This is a genomic window from Curtobacterium guangdongense, from assembly GCF_049341845.1.
In the GTDB taxonomy this organism is placed as follows: domain Bacteria; phylum Actinomycetota; class Actinomycetes; order Actinomycetales; family Microbacteriaceae; genus Curtobacterium; species Curtobacterium guangdongense.
In genome coordinates this window covers 1-19,926 of sequence record NZ_JBMPIT010000003.1, presented here as the reverse complement: position 1 = coordinate 19,926, position 19,926 = coordinate 1, and the positions used below count along the sequence as shown (strand labels likewise).

Annotated in this window: 18 protein-coding genes and 1 pseudogene; 15 read left to right on the top strand and 4 right to left on the bottom strand. The window is 68.9% G+C overall.

What is annotated here, in order from left to right; genetic code table 11:
- The first annotated feature begins 325 nt into the window (after positions 1-325).
- Positions 326-907 carry a hypothetical protein gene (locus tag ACO0E1_RS04760; RefSeq protein ID WP_422873141.1) on the top strand — a complete coding sequence of 194 codons (582 nt, stop codon included), beginning with the start codon at positions 326-328 and terminating at the stop codon, positions 905-907.
- Between the two features lie 227 nt (positions 908-1,134).
- Positions 1,135-2,037, top strand: coding sequence for a DNA-processing protein DprA (locus ACO0E1_RS04755; RefSeq protein ID WP_422873140.1), 903 nt, complete (start codon positions 1,135-1,137; stop codon positions 2,035-2,037).
- A gap of 833 nt (positions 2,038-2,870) precedes the next feature.
- On the opposite strand, the gene ACO0E1_RS04750 is transcribed toward ACO0E1_RS04755, so the two are convergent.
- Positions 2,871-4,640, bottom strand: coding sequence for a hypothetical protein (locus ACO0E1_RS04750; RefSeq protein ID WP_422873139.1), 1,770 nt, complete (start codon positions 4,638-4,640; stop codon positions 2,871-2,873).
- 466 nt (positions 4,641-5,106) lie between these two features.
- Here ACO0E1_RS04750 and ACO0E1_RS04745 point away from each other — a divergent pair, with 466 nt between their 5' ends.
- On the top strand, positions 5,107-5,499 hold the full coding sequence (locus tag ACO0E1_RS04745) for a hypothetical protein (protein WP_422873138.1): 393 nt from the start codon (positions 5,107-5,109) through the stop codon (positions 5,497-5,499).
- A gap of 96 nt (positions 5,500-5,595) precedes the next feature.
- On the opposite strand, the gene ACO0E1_RS04740 is transcribed toward ACO0E1_RS04745, so the two are convergent.
- Together ACO0E1_RS04740 and ACO0E1_RS04735 are read right to left on the bottom strand one after the other, a co-directional pair.
- The gene (locus ACO0E1_RS04740; protein WP_422873137.1) at positions 5,596-6,954 is read right to left on the bottom strand and encodes a 6-phospho-beta-glucosidase; all 1,359 of its coding nucleotides are present in this window, start codon (positions 6,952-6,954) and stop codon (positions 5,596-5,598) included.
- Complete coding sequence (locus ACO0E1_RS04735; RefSeq protein ID WP_422873136.1) at positions 6,951-7,730, bottom strand: DeoR/GlpR family DNA-binding transcription regulator; 780 nt, start codon at positions 7,728-7,730, stop codon at positions 6,951-6,953. The genes ACO0E1_RS04740 and ACO0E1_RS04735 overlap by 4 nt, the downstream gene beginning before the upstream one ends.
- A gap of 200 nt (positions 7,731-7,930) precedes the next feature.
- On the opposite strand from ACO0E1_RS04735, the gene ACO0E1_RS04730 reads away from it, so the two are divergent.
- The 11 genes from ACO0E1_RS04730 to ACO0E1_RS04680 all read left to right on the top strand — a co-directional run bounded on the left by ACO0E1_RS04730 (position 7,931) and on the right by ACO0E1_RS04680 (position 19,165).
- Positions 7,931-8,899, top strand: a complete 969-nt coding sequence (locus tag ACO0E1_RS04730) for a carbohydrate kinase family protein (protein ID WP_422873135.1) — start codon at positions 7,931-7,933, stop codon at positions 8,897-8,899.
- 46 nt (positions 8,900-8,945) lie between these two features.
- Positions 8,946-10,310, top strand: coding sequence for an extracellular solute-binding protein (locus ACO0E1_RS04725; protein WP_422873134.1), 1,365 nt, complete (start codon positions 8,946-8,948; stop codon positions 10,308-10,310).
- A gap of 11 nt (positions 10,311-10,321) precedes the next feature.
- On the top strand, positions 10,322-11,278 hold the full coding sequence (locus tag ACO0E1_RS04720) for a carbohydrate ABC transporter permease (protein WP_422873133.1): 957 nt from the start codon (positions 10,322-10,324) through the stop codon (positions 11,276-11,278).
- A complete protein-coding gene (locus tag ACO0E1_RS04715) occupies positions 11,275-12,099 on the top strand; it encodes a carbohydrate ABC transporter permease (RefSeq protein WP_281267007.1) in 825 nt (274 codons plus the stop codon). The genes ACO0E1_RS04720 and ACO0E1_RS04715 overlap by 4 nt, the downstream gene beginning before the upstream one ends.
- A gap of 11 nt (positions 12,100-12,110) precedes the next feature.
- Positions 12,111-12,881 carry a glucosamine-6-phosphate deaminase gene (nagB, locus tag ACO0E1_RS04710; protein ID WP_422873132.1) on the top strand — a complete coding sequence of 257 codons (771 nt, stop codon included), beginning with the start codon at positions 12,111-12,113 and terminating at the stop codon, positions 12,879-12,881.
- 74 nt (positions 12,882-12,955) lie between these two features.
- Complete coding sequence (locus ACO0E1_RS04705) at positions 12,956-13,810, top strand: hypothetical protein (RefSeq protein WP_422873131.1); 855 nt, start codon at positions 12,956-12,958, stop codon at positions 13,808-13,810.
- A gap of 29 nt (positions 13,811-13,839) precedes the next feature.
- Positions 13,840-14,490: a molybdenum cofactor guanylyltransferase gene (mobA, locus tag ACO0E1_RS04700; protein ID WP_422873130.1), complete on the top strand. Its 651-nt coding sequence runs from the start codon at positions 13,840-13,842 to the stop codon at positions 14,488-14,490.
- Positions 14,491-14,494: 4 nt separating this feature from the next.
- Positions 14,495-14,773, top strand: coding sequence for a DUF6457 domain-containing protein (locus ACO0E1_RS04695; RefSeq protein WP_422873129.1), 279 nt, complete (start codon positions 14,495-14,497; stop codon positions 14,771-14,773).
- Positions 14,770-15,945: a molybdopterin molybdotransferase MoeA gene (locus ACO0E1_RS04690; RefSeq protein WP_422873128.1), complete on the top strand. Its 1,176-nt coding sequence runs from the start codon at positions 14,770-14,772 to the stop codon at positions 15,943-15,945. Before ACO0E1_RS04695 ends, ACO0E1_RS04690 begins: the two co-directional genes overlap by 4 nt.
- A 47-nt stretch (positions 15,946-15,992) precedes the next feature.
- Complete coding sequence (gene fdhD / locus ACO0E1_RS04685) at positions 15,993-16,871, top strand: formate dehydrogenase accessory sulfurtransferase FdhD (protein ID WP_422873127.1); 879 nt, start codon at positions 15,993-15,995, stop codon at positions 16,869-16,871.
- Complete coding sequence (locus ACO0E1_RS04680; RefSeq protein ID WP_422873126.1) at positions 16,868-19,165, top strand: FdhF/YdeP family oxidoreductase; 2,298 nt, start codon at positions 16,868-16,870, stop codon at positions 19,163-19,165. Before fdhD ends, ACO0E1_RS04680 begins: the two co-directional genes overlap by 4 nt.
- A gap of 11 nt (positions 19,166-19,176) precedes the next feature.
- Here the strand turns inward: ACO0E1_RS04680 and ACO0E1_RS04675 are convergent, their stop codons facing one another.
- The gene (locus ACO0E1_RS04675) at positions 19,177-19,299 is read right to left on the bottom strand and encodes a hypothetical protein (RefSeq protein WP_422873125.1); all 123 of its coding nucleotides are present in this window, start codon (positions 19,297-19,299) and stop codon (positions 19,177-19,179) included.
- 83 nt (positions 19,300-19,382) lie between these two features.
- Between ACO0E1_RS04675 and ACO0E1_RS04670 the strand changes: the two are divergent.
- Positions 19,383-19,682: pseudogene (locus ACO0E1_RS04670) on the top strand (ABC transporter permease subunit); the annotation flags it as partial.
- Positions 19,683-19,926 lie beyond the last annotated feature (244 nt).

Sequence of the window (19,926 nt, the reverse complement as noted above, 5' to 3'; positions counted from 1 at the left end):
GGACGCGCGAGACGGTGCTGACGAGTTGGCGCAATCAAGATAGGATATGAGGATCCGCCATCTTCGAAGAGGAATGACTGTGGCATCAGCTCAATACCGAAGCTTCTCTCGAGCGCCCAGCTGGACCCGCGATGGCTCGCGTGATCCAAACAGCACAGACACCTGGGTAGCCTGGCTGGTCGAAGAGGGGCTCATCCACGATTTTCTACCGCACCCCGCGGGGACCTGTCGTAAATGTGGCTCTCCTGTCGCAGGACGATATGACGGCAGCTACTGGCCGCTCTGCTTTCACTGCCGCGAGCAGGCGGCTCTCGTTGATTACTTGGTGCCAATCTCGTACAGCACTGATTCTGGGCTCGAAAGTCTCATCAAGCATTACAAGGACTTTGGTAACTCGTGGACGCGGGCGCCGCTTGCCACTCTTCTTTGGGAGGGCCTGGACCGGCACGGTGACTGCGTGCGCACGGTGGCGGGTCCGGACGCGCTCTACACCTGGGTGCCGGCAGACGACGAGACGCGCAGCTTCGATCACATTCATGACCTCCTGACTGCTGTTGAGGCTGAGGACTCGTTCGCCTGGCGCAACGATGTCATTGAGCGGAACCGCTCCGTTCCTCGTCCAGGACCGAAGCCGACCCAACAGCTGGTCAACCCCGACGCTTACACGGTGACGTGTAACGTCCGTGATCGGACCGTGGTCCTGCTGGACGATCTATGGACTTCGGGGTCCTCGCTATCTAGCTCGGCCGCAGCTTTGAAAAGGGCTGGTGCGCGGCGGGTGGTTGGCCTGGTGCTGGGCAGACAGATCAATCGCGGCTACGTCATAGGGCGAGGGGGCGAGGTATTCGCGGAGGTTGAAGCACGAGGCTGGAATTTCACGGAGTGCGTCCTGTGCGCCCAGATGTGACGCCATGGCGCCACCGGGCGCGGGCGTCGATCCTGACCTGGCCGGCCGGCCGGCCGGCCGCGCTCCTGCTCCGGATCGCGAATGCGAGCGGAGATAACGTGTCCTTGCGAGACTCTGCAGGTCGTCAGCCCGACGTGTTCGGGCACGGAATCGTGGACGACTCGGACGTGCGACACTGGAACCATGGCTGAGGTCCTGACGTCGGGGGATGTGTGTACGGTGCTTCCATGACGACGGCCACGAAGGACTGCGAGCAGCTTGCTGCGCTTGTGGCGCTGCTCTTTCATGGAGACCGTCGGTACAAGCCGTCCCAGCTGCGGCCGCTGTTCGAAGCTGACCTCACCCCGCTCGACGTCCTTCGCCATGGCGACGGGTCAGCGCTCGTGCCTGAGGATAGGTCAGATTTGCTTGCCCTTGCCGCTGCAGATCTAGAACGATGGCAGACGGCTGGAATCTCGCTCCTCAGTCCCTTCGCTGAGAAGTACCCAGCTCAACTGGCGGCAGTCTTCGACTATCCGGTACTGCTGTTCGCCAAGGGCCGCGTTGCGGATGACGAACGGTCCGCGGCTCTCGTGGGGAGCAGGGGCGTGTCGGATGCGGGATTGCGATTCACCGGTAGAACTGCCCGCCTGCTCGTGGATGACGGCGTGACGGTGGTGTCCGGTCTCGCACGCGGAGTAGACGGTAGTGCGCACGCGGCCGCTCTCGACGCTGGAGGTCGGACGGTGGCGGTTCTAGGCAATGGAATCAATCGCGTCTACCCGGCCGAGCATCGCGACCTCCAAGAGCAGATTGCTTCCTCAGGGCTGCTCATATCGCAATTCCTTCCTGATGCGAGTCCAACCAGACAGAGTTTCCCGCAACGGAACATCGTAATGAGCGCGTATAGCTCTGTAACCGTGATCGTCGAAGCCGCAGAAAAGTCCGGCACGCGTATCCAGGCGGACGCTGCAGTGAAGCATGGTCGACCACTGGTGCTCACGTCGCAAGTTGTGGAGAACACAACCTGGGGGCGAAAGTATGCAGATGGTGGCTATAACGTCGAGGTTGCTTCGAGTCCAGATGGTGTGAGGCTCGCGGTGTCGGCGCTCCTCGCACGGTCGCACACTCCTGCACCTTCGGCAATGTAGACGTGGCCTCAACCCAGGAAGAGTACGCACTAAGCCTGCTGCCTTCGCTGCTAGTCAATCCGATTCGAATCCCGGGGGTGACGTGCGCGGTCTGTGCGGAGCCAACAGGCGGCCTGCTGCGCTGCCGAGTTTGCGAGAGTCATATCGCGCGCTGGGGAAACGCGCTCGCGGATCGTGTGGTGCCGCTGACCTACGCATCTGACCAGGTGAGTCGGCAGGTTCGCTACGATCTGCGGCAGTACAAGGACGGCGAGCGAGCGGGCGGGGTGGCGGGTGTCCGCCTCAGCTACGTCGTGTGGTACTCAATTTATCGTCACAGACGCTGCGTCACCATGGCCTCAGACGCTCTTCCCACGGCAGTCATCCCTGTGCCGTCAGGGGCAGCACCCCGGCACGAAGGGCATCCTCTGCTCGAGCTGGCTAAGTACTTCGGGTTGCCCATCGTCACGCCGGTTAGAACTCGGCCCGCCAGAGCCCGGGAGGTCGATCCGGACTCGCTGCGTATCGATGATGACTTGCGCGGTCAGCACGTGATCGTGTTCGACGACACATGGACGACAGGCTCATCCGCTCAGGCCACCGCAGTCGCAGCTCGACGCGCCGGGGCGACGGAAATAACCATCATGGTCATAGGTCGCTGGGTCAATGGAAGCTGGGCGCCGACTGGCCAGCTATTCAGCACGTCGCCGCCGCCACAGTGGCGACCGGACGTCTGCCCGGTGACAGGCACCTTGTGCGCTGCTCCATGACGGCGGCAGCCGCACCGTCGACGCCGAGTAACGCACCGACAGCAGAATGGCCCGTAGGAACGCTCCTGCGGGCCGTTCCGTTTGCTAGCCGGGTGGGGCGACCGGAAGACGGACCTCATCAGCAGCCCAACGCTCCTTCAATGCGGGGAGACCGGGGTGCTCCGAGACGTCGACGACGCCCCACTCCGCCAGCGGCGGAGCGTCGGGCCCGCCGGTGACCGGGTGGCGCTTGTAGATGAGCCACGGGTAGCCCTTGTCGCTTGCAACGTGGGCGACGCGTCCCTCGCCCCGCCCGGCCAGAAGTTCTTGCGCATGGGTGTCTCCGTCCACGACCGCAGCTTCGTGTTGGTAGATGACGACGTCTGGGACGACGAGGTCAACGCCGAGGAGTTCGTGCACGAACTGCGGCTGCCTGGCGAACCAGCGTCCACGGCCGCTGCGCAGTCGAGCAAGGAGCTCATCGTCGTACCGGCCGTCAAGGGTCATGTTGTAGCCGTCGACGGACGGCATCGGCACGGCCCTCCCTCGAAGTATCTCGCGGAACGTTGCCGCCCAACGTCGGTCTGCAGTAGACACACCGCCTGCCGGGAAGGTGAACTGAACGTCGAGCTCGTCTTCGATGACCACGAGGTCTTCGAGGAACGCCACGAAGGCTGGGTCGGGCTCGTGGCGGTCGCCGCTGCCGAGGTTGAACGCTGCGAAGTCCTTGCGGTCCACCCGGATGATGACATGGTGTGCGATGTCGAAGCGGCTCATGAACCTCGTCAGAAGCCTCACGTCACGGACTGGCACCCCAGCACTGGTCGTGATGAACGTGACGTCCTGCGGCGGGGCGCCTGGGGCTGTTGGGATGACCCAGTGCGCCGTGAGGCCGCCCTTCATGTCAACGATGAGCTGTCCTCCATCAGGGCCCTGTGTGAACCGCTTGACGGTGCCAGAAATGGAGCCGATTCGGACCCCATTCGCGTCTTCGGCCACGAGATCGACTGGAGTGCCTGCACCGGCGTCCGAGGGGACGAGATGTACTTCCGAGACCTGCGTCTCGCCAGCGAACCAGGAGGCGCCGGTGTGCGTCACCGACGGAACGACGCTGTGGGGCAGCACGATCGTTTCCGCCACCCCGAACCTCATCGCGCGGTCGAAGCGTTCCTGCAGTTCTTCCGTTTCCTCCGAGAACGTCGCGGTCATGTTCATCGCCAACGGCTCGGCGATGTGCGCGTCGGGGTGCTTGGCGACCAGATAGTGCATCTGGTTCCCGTGCACGTCGACGTTGTAACCCCACCCCCAGTGTGGGCTCTGCGCGTTCACGCGGCCGCGAACCCGATCGAGGACGACGCCGAGGTGATCACGGTGGGTGAGAGCTTCCTCCGGCTTGCCTAGCGCCTGCGCGAATCGCAGGACGCGGTCAGCGGCGAATATCTCCAGCAGGTGAGAGTGCTTGCCGAGGAGGTTGTCGAGGTCCGCCCGGCCAATGATGTCCACCTGCATGTTACGGTCGCCGCGGAGCCCGAGGACGAAGTCCCGCTCCTCCCGGGAGGGGTTGCTGGGGATGACCAGCGTCCAGTGCTTCGGGCGATGGTTTTTCCATGCTGCGTCGAACGAGTCCTGGACCTTCCGACGTCGGGGCTTCCACATCCCGGAGAATCCCTCGGGGTAGCACTTCAGCTGAAAGACGCGGACGAGGTGGCGGTCCATGTTCCACACGCCGATGTCAACGCCGCCGTCGCCGCCACGACCGTCGAGAGGCTGCGCCCGGTACCCCTGACCGTTGAACTCCGCAGTGATCACCCCTTCGACCACGCGGTCGAACTCCGGCTGGTCCAGCTTGTCGAACCGGATCTCGAACTCGGCCACGTTGACCCCTCCCCGTCTTCTCGAGGCTAACCGGCGGCACCGACGCGGTGCGCGCCTCCCGCTCACCAGGGTGCGGACAGTCCCTTCTCCTGCTCGTGGAAGAGGCGGCCGACGATGCGCACGTCGTGGGAGAGGTCGCGGATGTCATTGACCGTGGTGCCGAGGAGTACGGCGATGGCGGCCAGCGGGGTGTCCCCGTGGGTGGTGCCGGCCCAGTGGTCCGCGACGACGCCGGGGTGCGTGCTGTTGACGTAGCAGGTGGCGAAGCAGCGCGGTCGTGTGCATCGGCTCGAGTCTGACGCATCTGTGCGTCCAGAGGGGGGCCGAAGCTACCCGTCGGATTGGGGCCGTGGAATGGAAGCCCAGAAGCCGTGGAACGCCCGCTGTTACTGGGACCCGCGATCCATGCCAACACTGGCACCCGCTAATAGGCCGAACACCTCGCTCGCGCCGGTACGGTGGATCGATGGACCGGAGTCGACCATCCCCGCAGCTCGCCGATGCTGACAGCAGGGTCCTCGGGGACTTCCTGTCCCTGGCCGTCCCTGCCGGCCGGAAGCGCGCCTACGCCGAGAACGGGGAACGGCCGACCGAGGAACAACGGCAGGCCCTGCCGCCGCTGGCGTTCGAGGACGAAGCGCTCCGGGTGCTCATCGACACCAACAAGGGCTTCCCCGCCGAGCCGGTCCGCCGCACGTACGCCGTCCTCCGGGAGCTGCGCGTCCGTCGCCGGGCGACCGCCGCCGAGCTCGAGGCGATGCGCTCGGCGAGCGAGGCCGGACTGTCCACGCCCGCTGTGGGGGAGCGCTTCGACGTGATCGACGAGGACGTCTTCCGACAGGTCTTCCCAGAGCAGTGATCGCGCGAGTCTTCGCGCCCCACCACCGGACAGGAGGCTCGGTGCCAGCTGGCACCGAGCCTCCAGTCCGAAACGACGCGCGTCCGGAACGCGCGGTTACTTCGTGAGCACCGCCGCGACCTCCGGGATGCGGTCCACGTAGCCGCGGACCAGGTCACGCGCCACGGAGACGCTGTCGACGAGCGGGTGCAGCGCGAACGCCTTGAGCGCCTCGTCCTTCGACCCGGTGAGGGCGGCGGCGATGGTGTGCCGTTCGACGGCCTTCACCTGCGACATCAGGCCGATCTGGTGCAGGTCGGGCTGGTCGGTCGTCATCGGGTGCACGCCGTTCGCGTCCACCATCGTCGGGACCTCGACCACGGCGTCGCGCGGCAGGCCCGCGATGGTGCCGTTGTTCCGGACGTTGAGGATCATCGTCTGGCGCTCGTTCCGGCTGATCGCGGCCATCACACCGAGGGCGACGCCCGCGTAGCCCTGGTGCGACGGGTCGGTCTCCCGTTCCTTCGGGTCGAGCGGCTCATCCTGCGTGCCGCCCTTCGCCTCGGCCATGTAGGACGCGCTCCGTCGCTCGACGGTCTCGCGCCAGAGCTCGGCGACACCGTCTCCCGCGGCACTCGCCCGGTCGTAGAACGCGGACTGGCTCTCGGCGAGGAAGTCCCCACGGGTCCTGCCGGAGCCGACGATGGAGCGCACGGCGTCCCGGTTGAAGTAGTAGTAGAACAGGTACTCGTTCGGGATCGCGCCGAGGGAGCGGATCCAGTCGAGGCCGAATACGTGCCCCTCTTCCATGGCGCCGAGTCGCTCGTCGTCCGCCATCAGCTCGGGGAGGACGTCGCGGCCGTCGTACATCACGCGGCGCATCCAGCCGAGGTGGTTCAGGCCGACGTAGTCCATCTGCACGCGGGTGTGGTCGAGTCCGAGCATCCCGGCGACGCGACGGCCGAGTCCGGACGGGGTGTCGCAGATGCCGAGGACACGGTCGCCGAGGACGCTCTGCATCGCCTCGGTGATGATGCCCGCCGGGTTCGTGAAGTTCATCACGTAGGCGTTCGGGGCGAGGTCGCGGATGACCTTCGCCGCCTCGACCATCACGGGCACGGTGCGGATCGCGTAGGCCAGCCCACCGGGGCCGGTGGTCTCCTGCCCGAGGACGTTCAGGTCGAGCGCCACGTGCTCGTCGCAGCGCCGACCCTCGAGACCCCCGACGCGGAGCGCGGCGAAGACGTAGTCGCTGCCCTCAACGGCGCGGTGCAGGTCCGTCGTCGGCTTGAGGACGGGCGCGTCGGGGAAGTCGGCGGCGAGCTCGGTCAGGATCGCGACCATCGCGTGCAGCCGGACCTCGTCGACGTCGTACAGCGCGACCTCGTCGACGCGCGGTGAGCCGGTGTCGCGGAGCAGCGCCTGGTACACGTACGGCGTGCGGAACCCGCCGCCTCCGAGGATGCAGAGCTTCATGTGATGATGACCTCTCCGCCGGCGTTCCGGCTGTGTGCGAGTGTTTCGTCGGGGGCGCCGGTCGTCGTGATCAGCGTGTCGACGTCGGTGAGGGAACAGAGGCGGAGCGCCCCCGTCCCGGGGAACTTGGTCTCTGATGCGAGCAGGACGACGCGCTCGGCGGCGGCGATCATCGACTGCTTGATCGGGGCTTCGACGGCCATGTTGTCGACGACGTGGCCGTTCGCGCGGACGCCGGTGCACGACAGGAAGACCACGTCGGCACTGACGTGCTCGAGGGCGGCCTCGGCCAACGACCCGACGAGCGTGCGGTAATTCCGACGGACCACCCCACCGAGGAGCACCAGGCGCACGGCCTCGTCGTCGCGCAGGACGTCGAACACGGCGAGGTTCGTCGTGATGACGGTGATGTCACGCCCGCGGAAGAGCTCGGCGATCTGTGGCGTGGTCGTGCCGATGTCGAGGATGACCACCTGGCCGTCGGTGACCATCGCGGCTGCGGCGGCGGCCATCCGGCGCTTCAGGTCGATGTCGCCGGCCTCTTCGAAGGGGGTCTCGACGGGCTCGCCGTCGTCGCCGTCCTGCGCGGTCTGTCGCGGTGCGAGGACGGCGCCGCCCCAGGTGCGGACGAGCTCGCCGTTGCGGTCGAGCATCTCGAGGTCACGGCGGATCGTCGCCGGACTCACGGACAGGGCGTCGGCGAGTTCCTGGACCGAGGCCGCCCCGTCGAGCCGGAGCGCCTTGATGATGCGGTTCTGCCGTTCTCGCAGGATCATGCCGTCACCATATCTGAATTCGCGCACGATCACGCAAGATCGATCACACAAACATCGATTCAGATCAGACTTAACAAATCTGGAGCAATCAGGTAACGTCCTCGCAACACGAACCACGCAGGCTTGAGCACCACCAGCGGATCGGACTCCCGAATCGCGCAGACCTGCGCAGGGATGATCCGCAATGACGAGGAGAAGCCGTGCCCGAGGCGAGCCCGACCACCGATCCCGGCGCCCTGCTGTTCGCCGGCGACGTGTTCTGCGACCTGGTGTTCTCCGGGGTCACGGCCCCGGAGCAGGGCGCCGAGGTGTACGCCGACGCGTTCGCCGTCACCCCGGGCGGCGTCGCGAACCGTGCGGTCGCCGCGGCCCGTGCCGGAGCGCCGACCCGTGTGCTCAGCCGCCTCGGTGACGACGTCCTCGGGCGGCACGTGCACGGCCTGCTGACCGCGGAGCCGCTGCTGGAAACGAGCCTGCTCGAACTCGTGCCCGGCCACCAGAGCTCGGTCTCCGTCGCGCTGACGGGGCCGGAGGACCGGAGCTTCATCACGTACGAGGAGCAGCTCGAGCCCCTGACGATCCCCGACGACATCGGTCGGGTGGCCGCCACGCACGTCGGTATCGCCCGTCCGCTGCCGGCGTGGGTCGCGACGCTCCGCGCTTCGGGGACGACGGTCGTCGGCGGCGTCGGGTGGGACCACACCGGCGAGTGGTCCGGCGAGGTGCTCGACCGGCTCGCCGAGGTCGACGTCTTCGTCCCGAACGACGTCGAGGCGATGCGCTACACCAGGACCGACACCGCGCTGGCGGCCGCGAAGGTGCTCGCCGAGCGGGTCCCGCTCGCTGTGGTCACCCGCGGGCGGGACGGCGTCGTCGCGGTTGACTCCGCGAACGGCGTCGTCGCCACCGCCGAGACGATCCCCGTCGACGTGGTCGACCCGACCGGCGCCGGCGACGTGTTCGTGGCCTCGTTCATGGCCGGCACGCACCACGGCTGGGACCTCGACACCCGCCTCCGGTTCGCCGCCGCGAGTGCCGCCTACGCCGTCACCGGACTCGGCGGTGCCGCGAGCGCCCCACACCCGGCCGAACTCGTCGCATTCCTCCGACGCACCGCCGCCCCCGGTGACTGGTCGTTCCTCGATGCGTCCGTGCCCGCCGGCGCCTGACCCCACCCGACCCACCCCAGCACCATCCACCCACTCGCAGAACTGGATGACCATGAAGCACATCAGCAAGACGACGATGCTCATCGGCGTCGCCGCGGCGGTCGCGCTCGGCCTGACCGCGTGCACCCCCGGCGGATCCGCGGCCCCCGCGGCGTCGCAGAGCCTCGGCCCGGTGTCGAAGGACGTCGGCTCGGGGAAGACGACGCTGACGGTCTGGGACCAGAACACCGACACCGGCATCGACGACGCGCAGAAGGTCCTCAACGACGAGTTCGAGAAGGCGCACCCGAACATCACGATCAAGCGGGTCTCGCGGTCCTTCGCCGACCTGAAGACGACGCTCAAGCTCGCGCTCTCCGGGGACAACCCGCCGGACGTCGTGCAGGCGAACCAGGGCTACCCGGACATGGGCGCCTTCGTGAAGGCCGGGTTCCTCCGTCCCGTCGACGACTACGCGAAGCTGTACGGCTGGAACGACTACTACCCGTCGAGCCTGCTGAAGCTCAACTCCTTCTCCTCCGACGGAACGACCTGGCAGGGCGACGACCTCTACGGCGTCTCGCAGACCGGCGAACTCGTCGGGCTGTACTACAACAAGGCGGTCCTGAAGGACGCCGGCATCGACTCGCCGCCCACGACCGTGGCCGAACTGACCGAGGACATGCAGAAGGTCAAGGCGGCCGGCACGCTCCCGCTGAGCTACGGCGACGTCGAGAAGAGCCCGGGTATCCACCTCTACGGCCTGGTGCTCTCCGCACTCGCCGGCCACGACGCCGTGAACGACCTCGTCGCCGGCAAGTCCGGCAGCTGGACCGGTGACGACGAGGTGAAGGCGGCGCAGACCATCACGGACTGGGTCGGCAAGGGCTACGTGACCGAGGGCGCGAACGGCGTCTTGCGCGACGACGCCGTCGCGGCGTTCGGCAAGGGGGAGTCGGCGTTCCTCATCACGGGCACCTGGTACCAGGCGACCCTCGAGGCCGCGGCGAAGGCCGACGACATCGGGTTCACGGCGCTGACCCCGCCCGACGCGTCGAAGCCCGTCACGATGGGCGGCGAGGGGCTGGCGTGGGCCATCACCTCGAAGACGAAGAACGCGAACGCGGCCGCCGCGTACATCGACTTCGTCACGAACGCGAAGGCCTCCGAGACCCTCGTCCAGAAGGGCAACCTGCCGACGGTGGTCCCCGCTGACGACACCCCGGCGTCCGGCACGATCGCGGGCGACATCACGAGCAACTACAAGTCGATCTCGTCGTCGAACAGCATCACGCCGTACCTCGACTACGCCACCCCGACGTTCTACGACACGATCACGGCCGCGATGCAGGACCTGGTCGCCGGCAAGGCCAGCCCGGAGCAGTTCACGAAGACGCTCCAGGACGACTACGCCGGCTTCGTGAAGAAGTAGCGAGGACCCCCGTGACCCAGTTCACCGGAACCACGGCGGGCGCTGCCGATCGCAGCGCCCGCCGCGGGCGGACCCGCCGGACGGCCGGCGCCGTCCGGAAGCGGCGGCGGAGCCTCGTCGCGTACCTCTACATCCTCCCCGCGTTCGTCGTGTTCGCGGTGTTCCTCGGGGTGCCGTTCCTGCAGAGCATCCAGTACTCGTTCTACGACTGGGACGGGCTCTCGGCCGCGACCTGGGCTGGGTTCGCCAACTACGCGGACGTCTTCACCGACGCCCAGCTCCGAGCGTCATTCGGGCACGCGCTCGTGCTGATGGTGTTCTACGCGGCGATCCCCGTGGTCGTGGCGCTGTTCCTGACCGCGCTGATCTCGCGGGCGAACGGCCTCCGTGGGATGTCGTTCTTCCGCACCGTGCTCTTCCTCCCGCAGGTCATCGCGTCGGTCGTCGTCGCGACCATCTGGGTCTCGATCTACTCCTCCGACGGCCTGCTGAACGACGGGCTCCGGCTCGTCGGGCTCGGACAGTTGGCGCAGGTCTGGCTCGGCGGCTACGACACCGCCCTGCCCGCGATCGGCTTCGTCGGCACCTGGCTCAACGTCGGTCTCTGCCTGGTGCTCTTCCTGTCCGGTGTCGGCAACATCCACCCGAGCCTGTTCGAGGCGGCGCGCATCGACGGCGCGGGAGCTGCTCGGGAGTTCTTCTCGATCACGCTGCCGTCCCTCCGCGGGCAGATCGCCGCCGCGCTCACCCTCACGGTGGTGTCGGCGTTGAAGACGTTCGACCTGGTCTACGTCACGACGAGCGGTGGGCCGGGCAACTCGACGTCCGTGCCCGCGTTCGAGGCGTACAACCGGGCGTTCCAGACCGGGCAGGTCGGGTCGGCCGCTGCGGTCGCCGTCTCGCTCACCGTCGTCATCATGATCGTCACGGCCCTGATCGGCCGTCTCCAGCCGAAGGACGTCGCATGAGGATCTCCGTCCGCGAGAAGACCGTGAACTACGTCATCCTGACGCTGTTCGCGCTCTTCGCGATCATCCCGCTCATCGGGGTGCTGCTGTCCTCGGTCACCCCGTCGGCGCAGAACTCCGGCGGGTTCAGCGTGCCGACGTCGATCGACCTCGGGAACTTCGGCGCCGCGTGGAACCAGGGGCACTTCGCGAGCTACATGTTCTCGAGCGTGCTCGTCACGGTGTCGGTCGTCGTCCTCACGACCGTCCTCGCGGTCTTCGCCGGGTTCGCGTTCGCACGGCTGGACTTCTTCGGCTCGAACGTGCTCTTCTTCGTGATGCTCGCCGGCCTGATGCTCCCGGCCGAGGCGTTCATCATCCCGCTGTACTTCAACCTGCGGAGCGTCGGGCTGACCGACACCTACACGAGCTTGATCCTGCCGCAGACCGCACAGTCCCTGGCGTTCGGGATCTTCTGGATGCGCAGCCAGTTCCGGAGCTTCCCCGGGGAGGTCATCGAAGCTGCCCGGCTCGATGGTGCCCGGGACGTGCGGCTGCTCTGGCAGGTCATCGTCCCCGCGGCCGTCGCCCCGATCATGACGATGGCGCTCCTCATCACGATGTGGACCTGGAACGAGTTCCTGCTGCCCCTGGTGCTCATCACGAGCGAGGACCACCGGACCGCGCCGCTCGGCCTCGCGTTCTTCAAGGGCGCCCACCTGACCGACTACTCCTTGCTGTCCGCCGCGGGGGTGATCGTCGCGCTGCCGATCGTGGTCCTGTACTTCTTCCTGCAGAAGCGGTTCATCTCCGGCATGCTCGGCGGCTTCGCGGACCGCTGAGGAGCGCCGACGTGGAGATCGTCATCCTGCCCACGCCCGCTGAGGTCGGTCGCGTCGCTGCGGCGAAGATCGCCTCGGTCGTGGCGAAGAAGCCGTCAGCCGTCATCGGTCTCGCGACCGGTTCCAGCCCCCAGGGCATCTACACCGACCTGCAGCGCCGCGTCGACGCGGGGGAGGTCTCCTTCGCTGAAGCGCGCGGGTTCGCCCTGGACGAGTACGTCGGGATCCCGTTGGAGCACCCGGAGTCGTACGCGTCCGTGATCGCCCGTGACGTGGTGGCGCCGCTGGGCTTCGACGCGTCGCGGGTCCGGGTGCCGGACGGGCGGGCTGCGGACATCGAGTTCGCGGCGAAGGAGTACGACGCCGCGATCCGTGCTGCTGGGGGGATCGACGTGCAGATCCTCGGGATCGGGGCGAACGGGCACATCGGCTTCAACGAGCCGACGTCGTCGTTCGCGTCGCGGACGCGTATCAAGACGTTGGCGCCGTCGACGCGTGAGGCGAACGCCCGGTTCTTCGACTCCCTGGACCAGGTCCCGACGCACTGCATGACGCAGGGGCTGGGCACGATCCTGGAGGCGCAGCAGCTGGTGCTCGTGGCGCAGGGGTCGGCGAAGGCCGACGCGATCGCCGCCGCGGTGGAGGGGCCGCTCAGCTCCTTCGTGCCGGGCAGTGCGTTGCAGCTCCACGAGCACGCGACCGTCGTGGTCGACGAGGAAGCGGCAGCCGGACTCCAGCTCGCGGACTACTACCGGTACACGTACCGCAGCAAACCCGCCTGACATCGCCGACGGCCAGCGGCAGTCCCGGCACGACACGAGCCCGGGGGCGCGAGGCCCTGCGGTACGCTCTCGCCATGGTCTGGGGGAGACGAGGGGGCCGTGCTGCCGTCGCCGGTGTCGCCCTCGCGCTGGTGCTCGCCGGCTGCTCGACGCACGTGAACGCCGGGAGCGCCGGTGTCGACAAGGCGGAGCAGGCGCTGTCGAGGATCGACGGTGTGCAGAGCGTCCGCGGCAACGGACAGAACAGCCTCCCGTTCGCCGGGACCGTCTCCGCGTTCGTCACCACCGACGACGACCTGTCCGACGAGCAACTCCGGCGCGTCACCGACGAGGTCGGCCGGTGGGTGAGCCGGACGTCGAACGCCTCCGTGTCGTACGGAGCGCACATCGAGACGGACGGCTTCGGGTTCTTCGTCGGCCGGCGCGCGTCCGAGAACGCGGAGATCCTGCACGTCGTCGACGGGCTCCGGGACGGCGGCCGGTGGCTCGGCGGGAACATCCGATCCGCGGGCGAGTCCGGTACCGAGCAGGCGTCGATCGAGCTCCACGTGCGGCAGCCGTCCGACCTGGTCAGCGGGTGGGACGCGGCGCGGGATGCTGCCTCCGGGTCGGGGTGGAAGACCGTGTCGGTGTCCGCCGAGGCATGGAACCACCCGCGGAAGGACGCGCTCGACCGGTACAACCCGGACTTCTCGATCGCGAACCACGACGGCGCCGGGAAGGACGGCATCGGTGACCCGTCGCCCGAGGTGTCGGCGTACCGGCAGGTGGTGGCGAAGCACACGGTGACCGGCGCCTCCGTCGAACCGGGTCGCATCCACGTGCACGTCGCGGACGCCGCTGACATCGCGGACGCCACCGCGGTCATCGAGCGGGCAGCGCCGGACACCGCGGCCGTCGTCGACGGCGGCGCGGGCGACACCGACTGATCCGTTCGGCGCGCGGGTACAGTTCGGCCATGGTCGAGACGGAGGCTCGTGGCACGGTCCGGTACGACGCCGTCCTGCTCGCGGGGGGCCGGGCATCGCGACTCGGGGGCGTGGACAAGACGGCGATCGTCGCGGACGGTGTGACGCTGTCGGACCGTGCGCTGGCGGCGGCCGAGGGAGCCGAGCAGATCGTCGTCGTCGGTTTGCCCGACGACCGGGACGCCCCGTCACGCGCGGTCCGCACGCGCGAGGACCCGCCGTTCGGCGGCCCGGTCGCGGCGCTCGCCGCCGGCACCGCGGCGCTGTCCACTCCGCCGCGGGCCACTTCGCCGTCCGCTGTCGCGCCCTGGACGCTCGTCCTCGCCTGTGACCTCGTGCACCCCGGGCGTGCGGCGGCCGAGCTGCTCCGGATCGCAGCCTCCCGGTCCGACCGGATGCCGACGGACGGCTTCGTGGCGGTCGACGACGACGGTCGACGGCAGCCGCTCCTCGCGCTGTACCGATCGGACGCGCTCCGGGACGCCCTCCGGGCGGCCGGTGACCCGCGCGACCTGTCGATGCGCCGGCTCCTCGCCCCGCTGGACCTGACCTCGGTGCCGCTCTCGTCGGCGATCTGTGCGGACGTGGACGATCCGGAGGACGTCGCACGGCTCGTCGGCGACCGAGGCCTGCTTGACTGACGGCATGACCACCGACGACGTCCTCGCCGCATGGACCACGGAGCTCGCCGACGCGCTCGGGCTCCCCGCCGACTTCGTCCTCGACCGCGACGTCGTGCTCGACCTCGCCCGCGACGCGGCGCACGGTGTCGCCAGGCCGGCGGCACCCCTCACGACGTTCCTGGTCGGCTACGCCGCGGGTCTCCGCGGCGGTTCGCCCGACGACGTCGCGGACGCCGCGGCCGTCGCGACCGGGCTCGCGACGGCACGGGACAGCAGTACCCCCGGATCCGACGCCCGGTGACCGAGGCGCTTCCCTCCTGGTCGGCGGCACGCGACGAGGCGCATCGCCAGGGCGCCCGTTCGTCGACACGACCGCACCCGCTCCTCCTCGCAGGCGCGCTCGGCAGCACGATCGCCGCGGACCTGCACGCGCCCGGCGACGTCCCCGGGCACGACGGCGCCGCGATGGACGGATGGGCGGTCGCGGGCGACGGGCCGTGGTCCCTCGGCGCGCCGATCGTGGCGGGAGCCGTCCCGCCGACGGAGGCCCTCGCCACGGGGACCGCGCGGCCGATCACGACCGGGGCGCCGATCCCGCCCGGTACCGCCGCGGTCGTCCGGTCGGAGGACGCCGACCTCGACGTCGGTGGTCGACTCGTCCGGCACACCACCGCACACCGACCGCACATCCGCCCGGCCGGTGAGGAAGTCGCCCGCGGGCAGCTGCTGTTCCCCGCCGGCACCGTCCTGACCCCGCCCCGCGCAGCGCTCGCCGCGGCCTCCGGCGTCGACGAGGTGCTCGTGACGCCCGCCCCGACGGCCCGCGTCCTGGTGCTCGGCGACGAGATCGTCGGCTCCGGCGTCCCACGACCCGGGCAGGTGCGGGACGTCTTCACCCACACGCTGCCGACCGTCCTCCGGTCGTTCGGCGCCGAACCGGTCGCCGCCGAGCGCGTCCTCGACGACCCGGACCGCACGACCGCGGCGTTCGACGGCGCTCCCGAGCGGCTCGTCGTCTCGACCGGCGGCACGGCGGGCTCCTCGGCCGACCACGTCCGTGGTGCACTGCGGCGCATCGGCGCGGAGCTGCTGATCGACCGCGTCGACATCCGTCCGGGACGGCCGGTCCTGCTCGCCCGCCGAGGGGACACGCTCTTCCTCTGCCTGCCCGGGAACCCGATGGCGGCGATGGTCGGACTCGTCCTCCTCGGCGGGCCGCTCGTCGCCGGGCTGCTCGGGCGTCCGATCGAGGCCGTGCGATCGACGCGTCTCGCGGTCGACGTGCCGAACGACCGCCCTGGCGACCTCGTGCTCGCCCACCGCGACACCGAAGACGGTGCGGTGCCGGCACACCACCAGACCTCGGCCATGCTGCGGGGCCTCGCCGACGCCGACGGCCTGGTGGTCGTCGGGGCGGGTGGGCGACTGGCGGGCGACACCGTGCCGGCCATCGCGCTGCCGTGGGTCCGATGACCGCGCTCCACTGGCGGTGTGCCGAGGCCGGGTGGTAGACCCGAGGCATGAGCCGGATCACGTCGAGGAAGCGCGTCACCCGCATCACCGTCGGCACCTCGCGTTCCGTCCGTGACGACCTGCTCGCGGTCGAGGAACCGCTCGAGATCCGGGTCGGCGGGAGCTCCCTCGCCATCACGATGCGGACGCCGGGCAACGACGTCGACCTCGCCGCCGGCTTCCTGGTCTCCGAGGGCGTGATCGCCCGCGGGGACGACTTCGCCACGGCGCGGTACTGCGCCGGCGCGACGGACGAGGGACTGAACACGTACAACGTCCTCGACGTGACGCTCGCCCCGGGTGTCCCCGCACCCGACCCGAGCCTCGAGCGGGCGTTCTACACGACGAGTTCCTGCGGTCTCTGCGGCAAGGCCAGCATCGACGCGGTGCGGACCACCTCGCAGCACAGCGTCCTGCACGACGACCTCGTGCTCATCCCGGCGCTCCTCGCCACGTTCCCCGACGTGCTCCGCGATGCCCAGGCCGTGTTCGAGAAGACCGGCGGCCTGCACGCGGCGGCGCTGTTCGACGGCCGCACCGGCGAGATGCTGGTGCTCCGCGAGGACGTCGGCCGGCACAACGCCGTCGACAAGGTGGTCGGGTGGGCCGTGAAGGAGGACCGGTTGCCGCTCACCGGGATGGTCCTCATGGTGTCCGGTCGCGCGAGCTTCGAACTCACGCAGAAGGCGTCCATGGCCGGGATCCCCGTCCTCGCCGCGGTGTCGGCTCCGTCGTCGCTCGCCGTCGACCTCGCGAAGGAGGTCGGCGTCACCATCGTCGGGTTCCTCCGCGGGCAGAGCATGGTCGTCTACAGCAGGCCCGAACGCATCGCCGAGCCGGCAGCAGCCGCATCCGAGGAACACCGAGACACCGTGAGCGCATCATGACCGAGCAGCCCCCAGTCGACGACGTGACCGACGCCGACCTCACCGTCGGCGAACCGAAGGACTGGGCCGCCGGCGTGCCCGGTGTCCTGCACTCGATGGACCCGGCGATCAAGCAGCTCGGTCTCACCCGCACCCTCAAGCTCATGACGTCGCTCAACCAGAAAGGCGGCTTCGACTGCATGAGCTGCGCGTGGCCGGACCCCGACCACCGCAAGGTGGCGGAGTTCTGCGAGAACGGCGCGAAGGCGGTCACGTGGGAGGCGAACCCGGTCCTCGTGCCGCGGTCGTTCTGGGCGGAGCACTCCGTCGACGACCTCGCCGACAAGACCGAGTACTGGCTCGGCATGCAGGGGCGCCTGACCGAGCCCGTGTGGAAGCCCGCCGGGAAGGACCACTACGAGCCGGTCTCGTGGGAGCGCGCGTTCCAGATCATCGCCGACAAGCTCTCCGGACTCGACAGCCCCGACCAGGCGTCCTTCTACACCTCCGGCCGGACGTCGAACGAGGCGGCCTTCGTCTACCAGCTGTTCGTCCGGGCCTTCGGGACGAACAACCTGCCCGACTGCTCGAACATGTGCCACGAGTCGACGAGCCTCGCGATGGCGGAGGTCGTCGGCATCGGCAAGTCGACGATCGCGTACGACGACTTCGAGCGGACGCAGCTCATCATCGTGATGGGGCAGAACCCCGGCACGAACCACCCGAGGATGCTCACCGCGCTCGAGGACGCCAAGCGGAACGGCGCCGAGATCGTCGCCGTGAACCCGCTGCCGGAAGCCGGACTCCGCCGGTACAAGAACCCGCAGAAGGTCAGGGGCGTCGTCGGCAAGGGCACCCAGATGGCCGACCAGTTCCTGCAGATCCGGCTCGGCGGCGACATGGCCCTGCTGCAGGCGATCTCGAAGCGGGTGCTTCTCGCCGAGCAGGCCGCACCGGGGTCGGTCGTCGACCACGCCTTCATCGCGGAGCACACCAGCGGGTACGAGGCCTTCGCACGGCACATCATGCAGGTCGACGACGACGAGGTCGTCCGCGCCACCGGCCTGACGATCGAGGAGATCGACGAGCTTGCGGAGCGCTACATCTGGTCCGACCGCACGATCATCACGTGGGCGATGGGCATCACCCAGCACACGAAGGCCGTCGACACGATCAAGGAGATCATCAACCTGCTGCTCCTCCGCGGCAACATCGGCCGACCGGGTGCGGGTGCCTCCCCGATCCGCGGGCACAGCAACGTGCAGGGCGACCGCACGATGGGTATCTGGGAGCAGATGCCGGACACGTTCCTCGACGCCCTGTCGGAGGAGTTCCACTTCGAGCCGCCCCGCGAGCACGGCGTCGACGCGCTGAAGGGCATCCGCGCGATGCGCAACGGCGACATCAAGTTCTGGATGGGGATGGGCGGCAACCTCGTCGCCGCGATCTCGGACAGCCAGCTCGCCGAGCAGGCGTTCCGGGGGACCGAGATGACCGTGCAGGTCTCGACGAAGCTGAACCGCTCGCACGCCGTCGTCGGCGAGGAGGCACTCATCCTGCCCGCCATGGGCCGGACCGAGATCGACGTGCAGGACGCCGGTCCGCAGTTCGTCTCCGTCGAGGACACCGTCTGCTCCGTGCACGGCAGCCACGGACAGGTCCCACCCGTCGCACCCGGGCTGCGCTCCGAGGTCGCCATCGTGTGCGAGCTCGCGGAGGCGACGCTCGGCGACCGCATCCCGATCGACTGGGCCGCGATGCGCGCCGACTACGACGTCATCCGCGACCACATCAGCCGCGTCGTCCCCGGGTTCGAGGACTACTCCCGCCGAGCAGGCAGCAAGGAGGGCTTCGTGCTGCCGAACGGCCCGCGGGACTCCCGGACCTTCGCCACGGCGACCGGCAAGGCGATGCTGACCGTCAACGAGCTGGAGCACGTCGAGCGCCCGGAGGGGACCCTGCTGCTGCAGACCCTGCGCTCCCACGACCAGTACAACACCACGATCTACAGCCTCAACGACCGGTACCGCGGCATCAAGAAGGGTCGGCAGGTCGTGTTCGTCAACCCGGCCGACCTCGACGAACTCGGGCTGGCCGACGGGGAGCACGTCGACATCGAGACGGTCTGGGACGACGACGTCGAGCGCGTCCTGCACGATTACCGCATCGTCGCCTACCCGAGCGCTCGGGGCTGCGCCGCGGCGTACTTCCCGGAGGCGAACGTGCTCGTGCCGCTCGACAGTGCGGCGAAGGGCAGCAACACCCCGGTGTCGAAGGCCGTCCCGGTCCGGCTCACGCCGACGGCCGCCGGCTGAGGGACGCCCGGTCAGACCGTGGGTTCGTCCACCGCCACCGGGTCCGGACAGCCGCACGAGCGTCGCCGCAGCAGGGCGCCACGGAAGAGCTCGTGCTCCTTCGCGCCCTGCGCCGCGTCGAGCACGCGTGCCACCGCGCTCCGCGCCATCTCCGGCAACGGCTGGCGGAACGACGTGAGGGGCGGCCAGGAGTAGTCGCCCTCCCAGGACCCGTCGCGCGAACACCTTCCAGACCCTCTTCTTCGTCGTCGTCCCGATGCTGACGCCCGTCACCGCGACGGTGGGCATCATCACCGGTGTCGGCGTCTGGAACGAGTACGCCCTCTCCGGCTACATCCTCACCACCCCGGAGACGCGCACGATCGCGCCCGCCATCGCGTCGTTCTTCTCCCTCCAGTCGAGCAACCTGCCGGCGGCGACCGCCGCCGCGCTCATCGCGGTGGTCCCGATCGTGGTCGCGTACCTGTTCCTGCAGAAGTACTTCGTCCGCGGCCTGGTCGGCGCCGAGAAGGGGTGACCCCGCCCGCCGGCGGACTGGAGGCTCGGTGTCCGTCCGGCACCGAGCCTCCAGTCCGCCGGCCGCTCCGGCCGGTGCTGCAGCCCGGACACAGCACAACGCCCCGTCGCGGATACGACGGGGCGTTGGCCTTTCCGGTCTGTCATGCGCAGACGGAAACCTGCGCCGGGGGTGTTACTTGATCTTGGCGGTGATGGTGGCGGTGCCGACGAGGAGGCCGCTCTTGACGGCGTCGGTCTTGAAG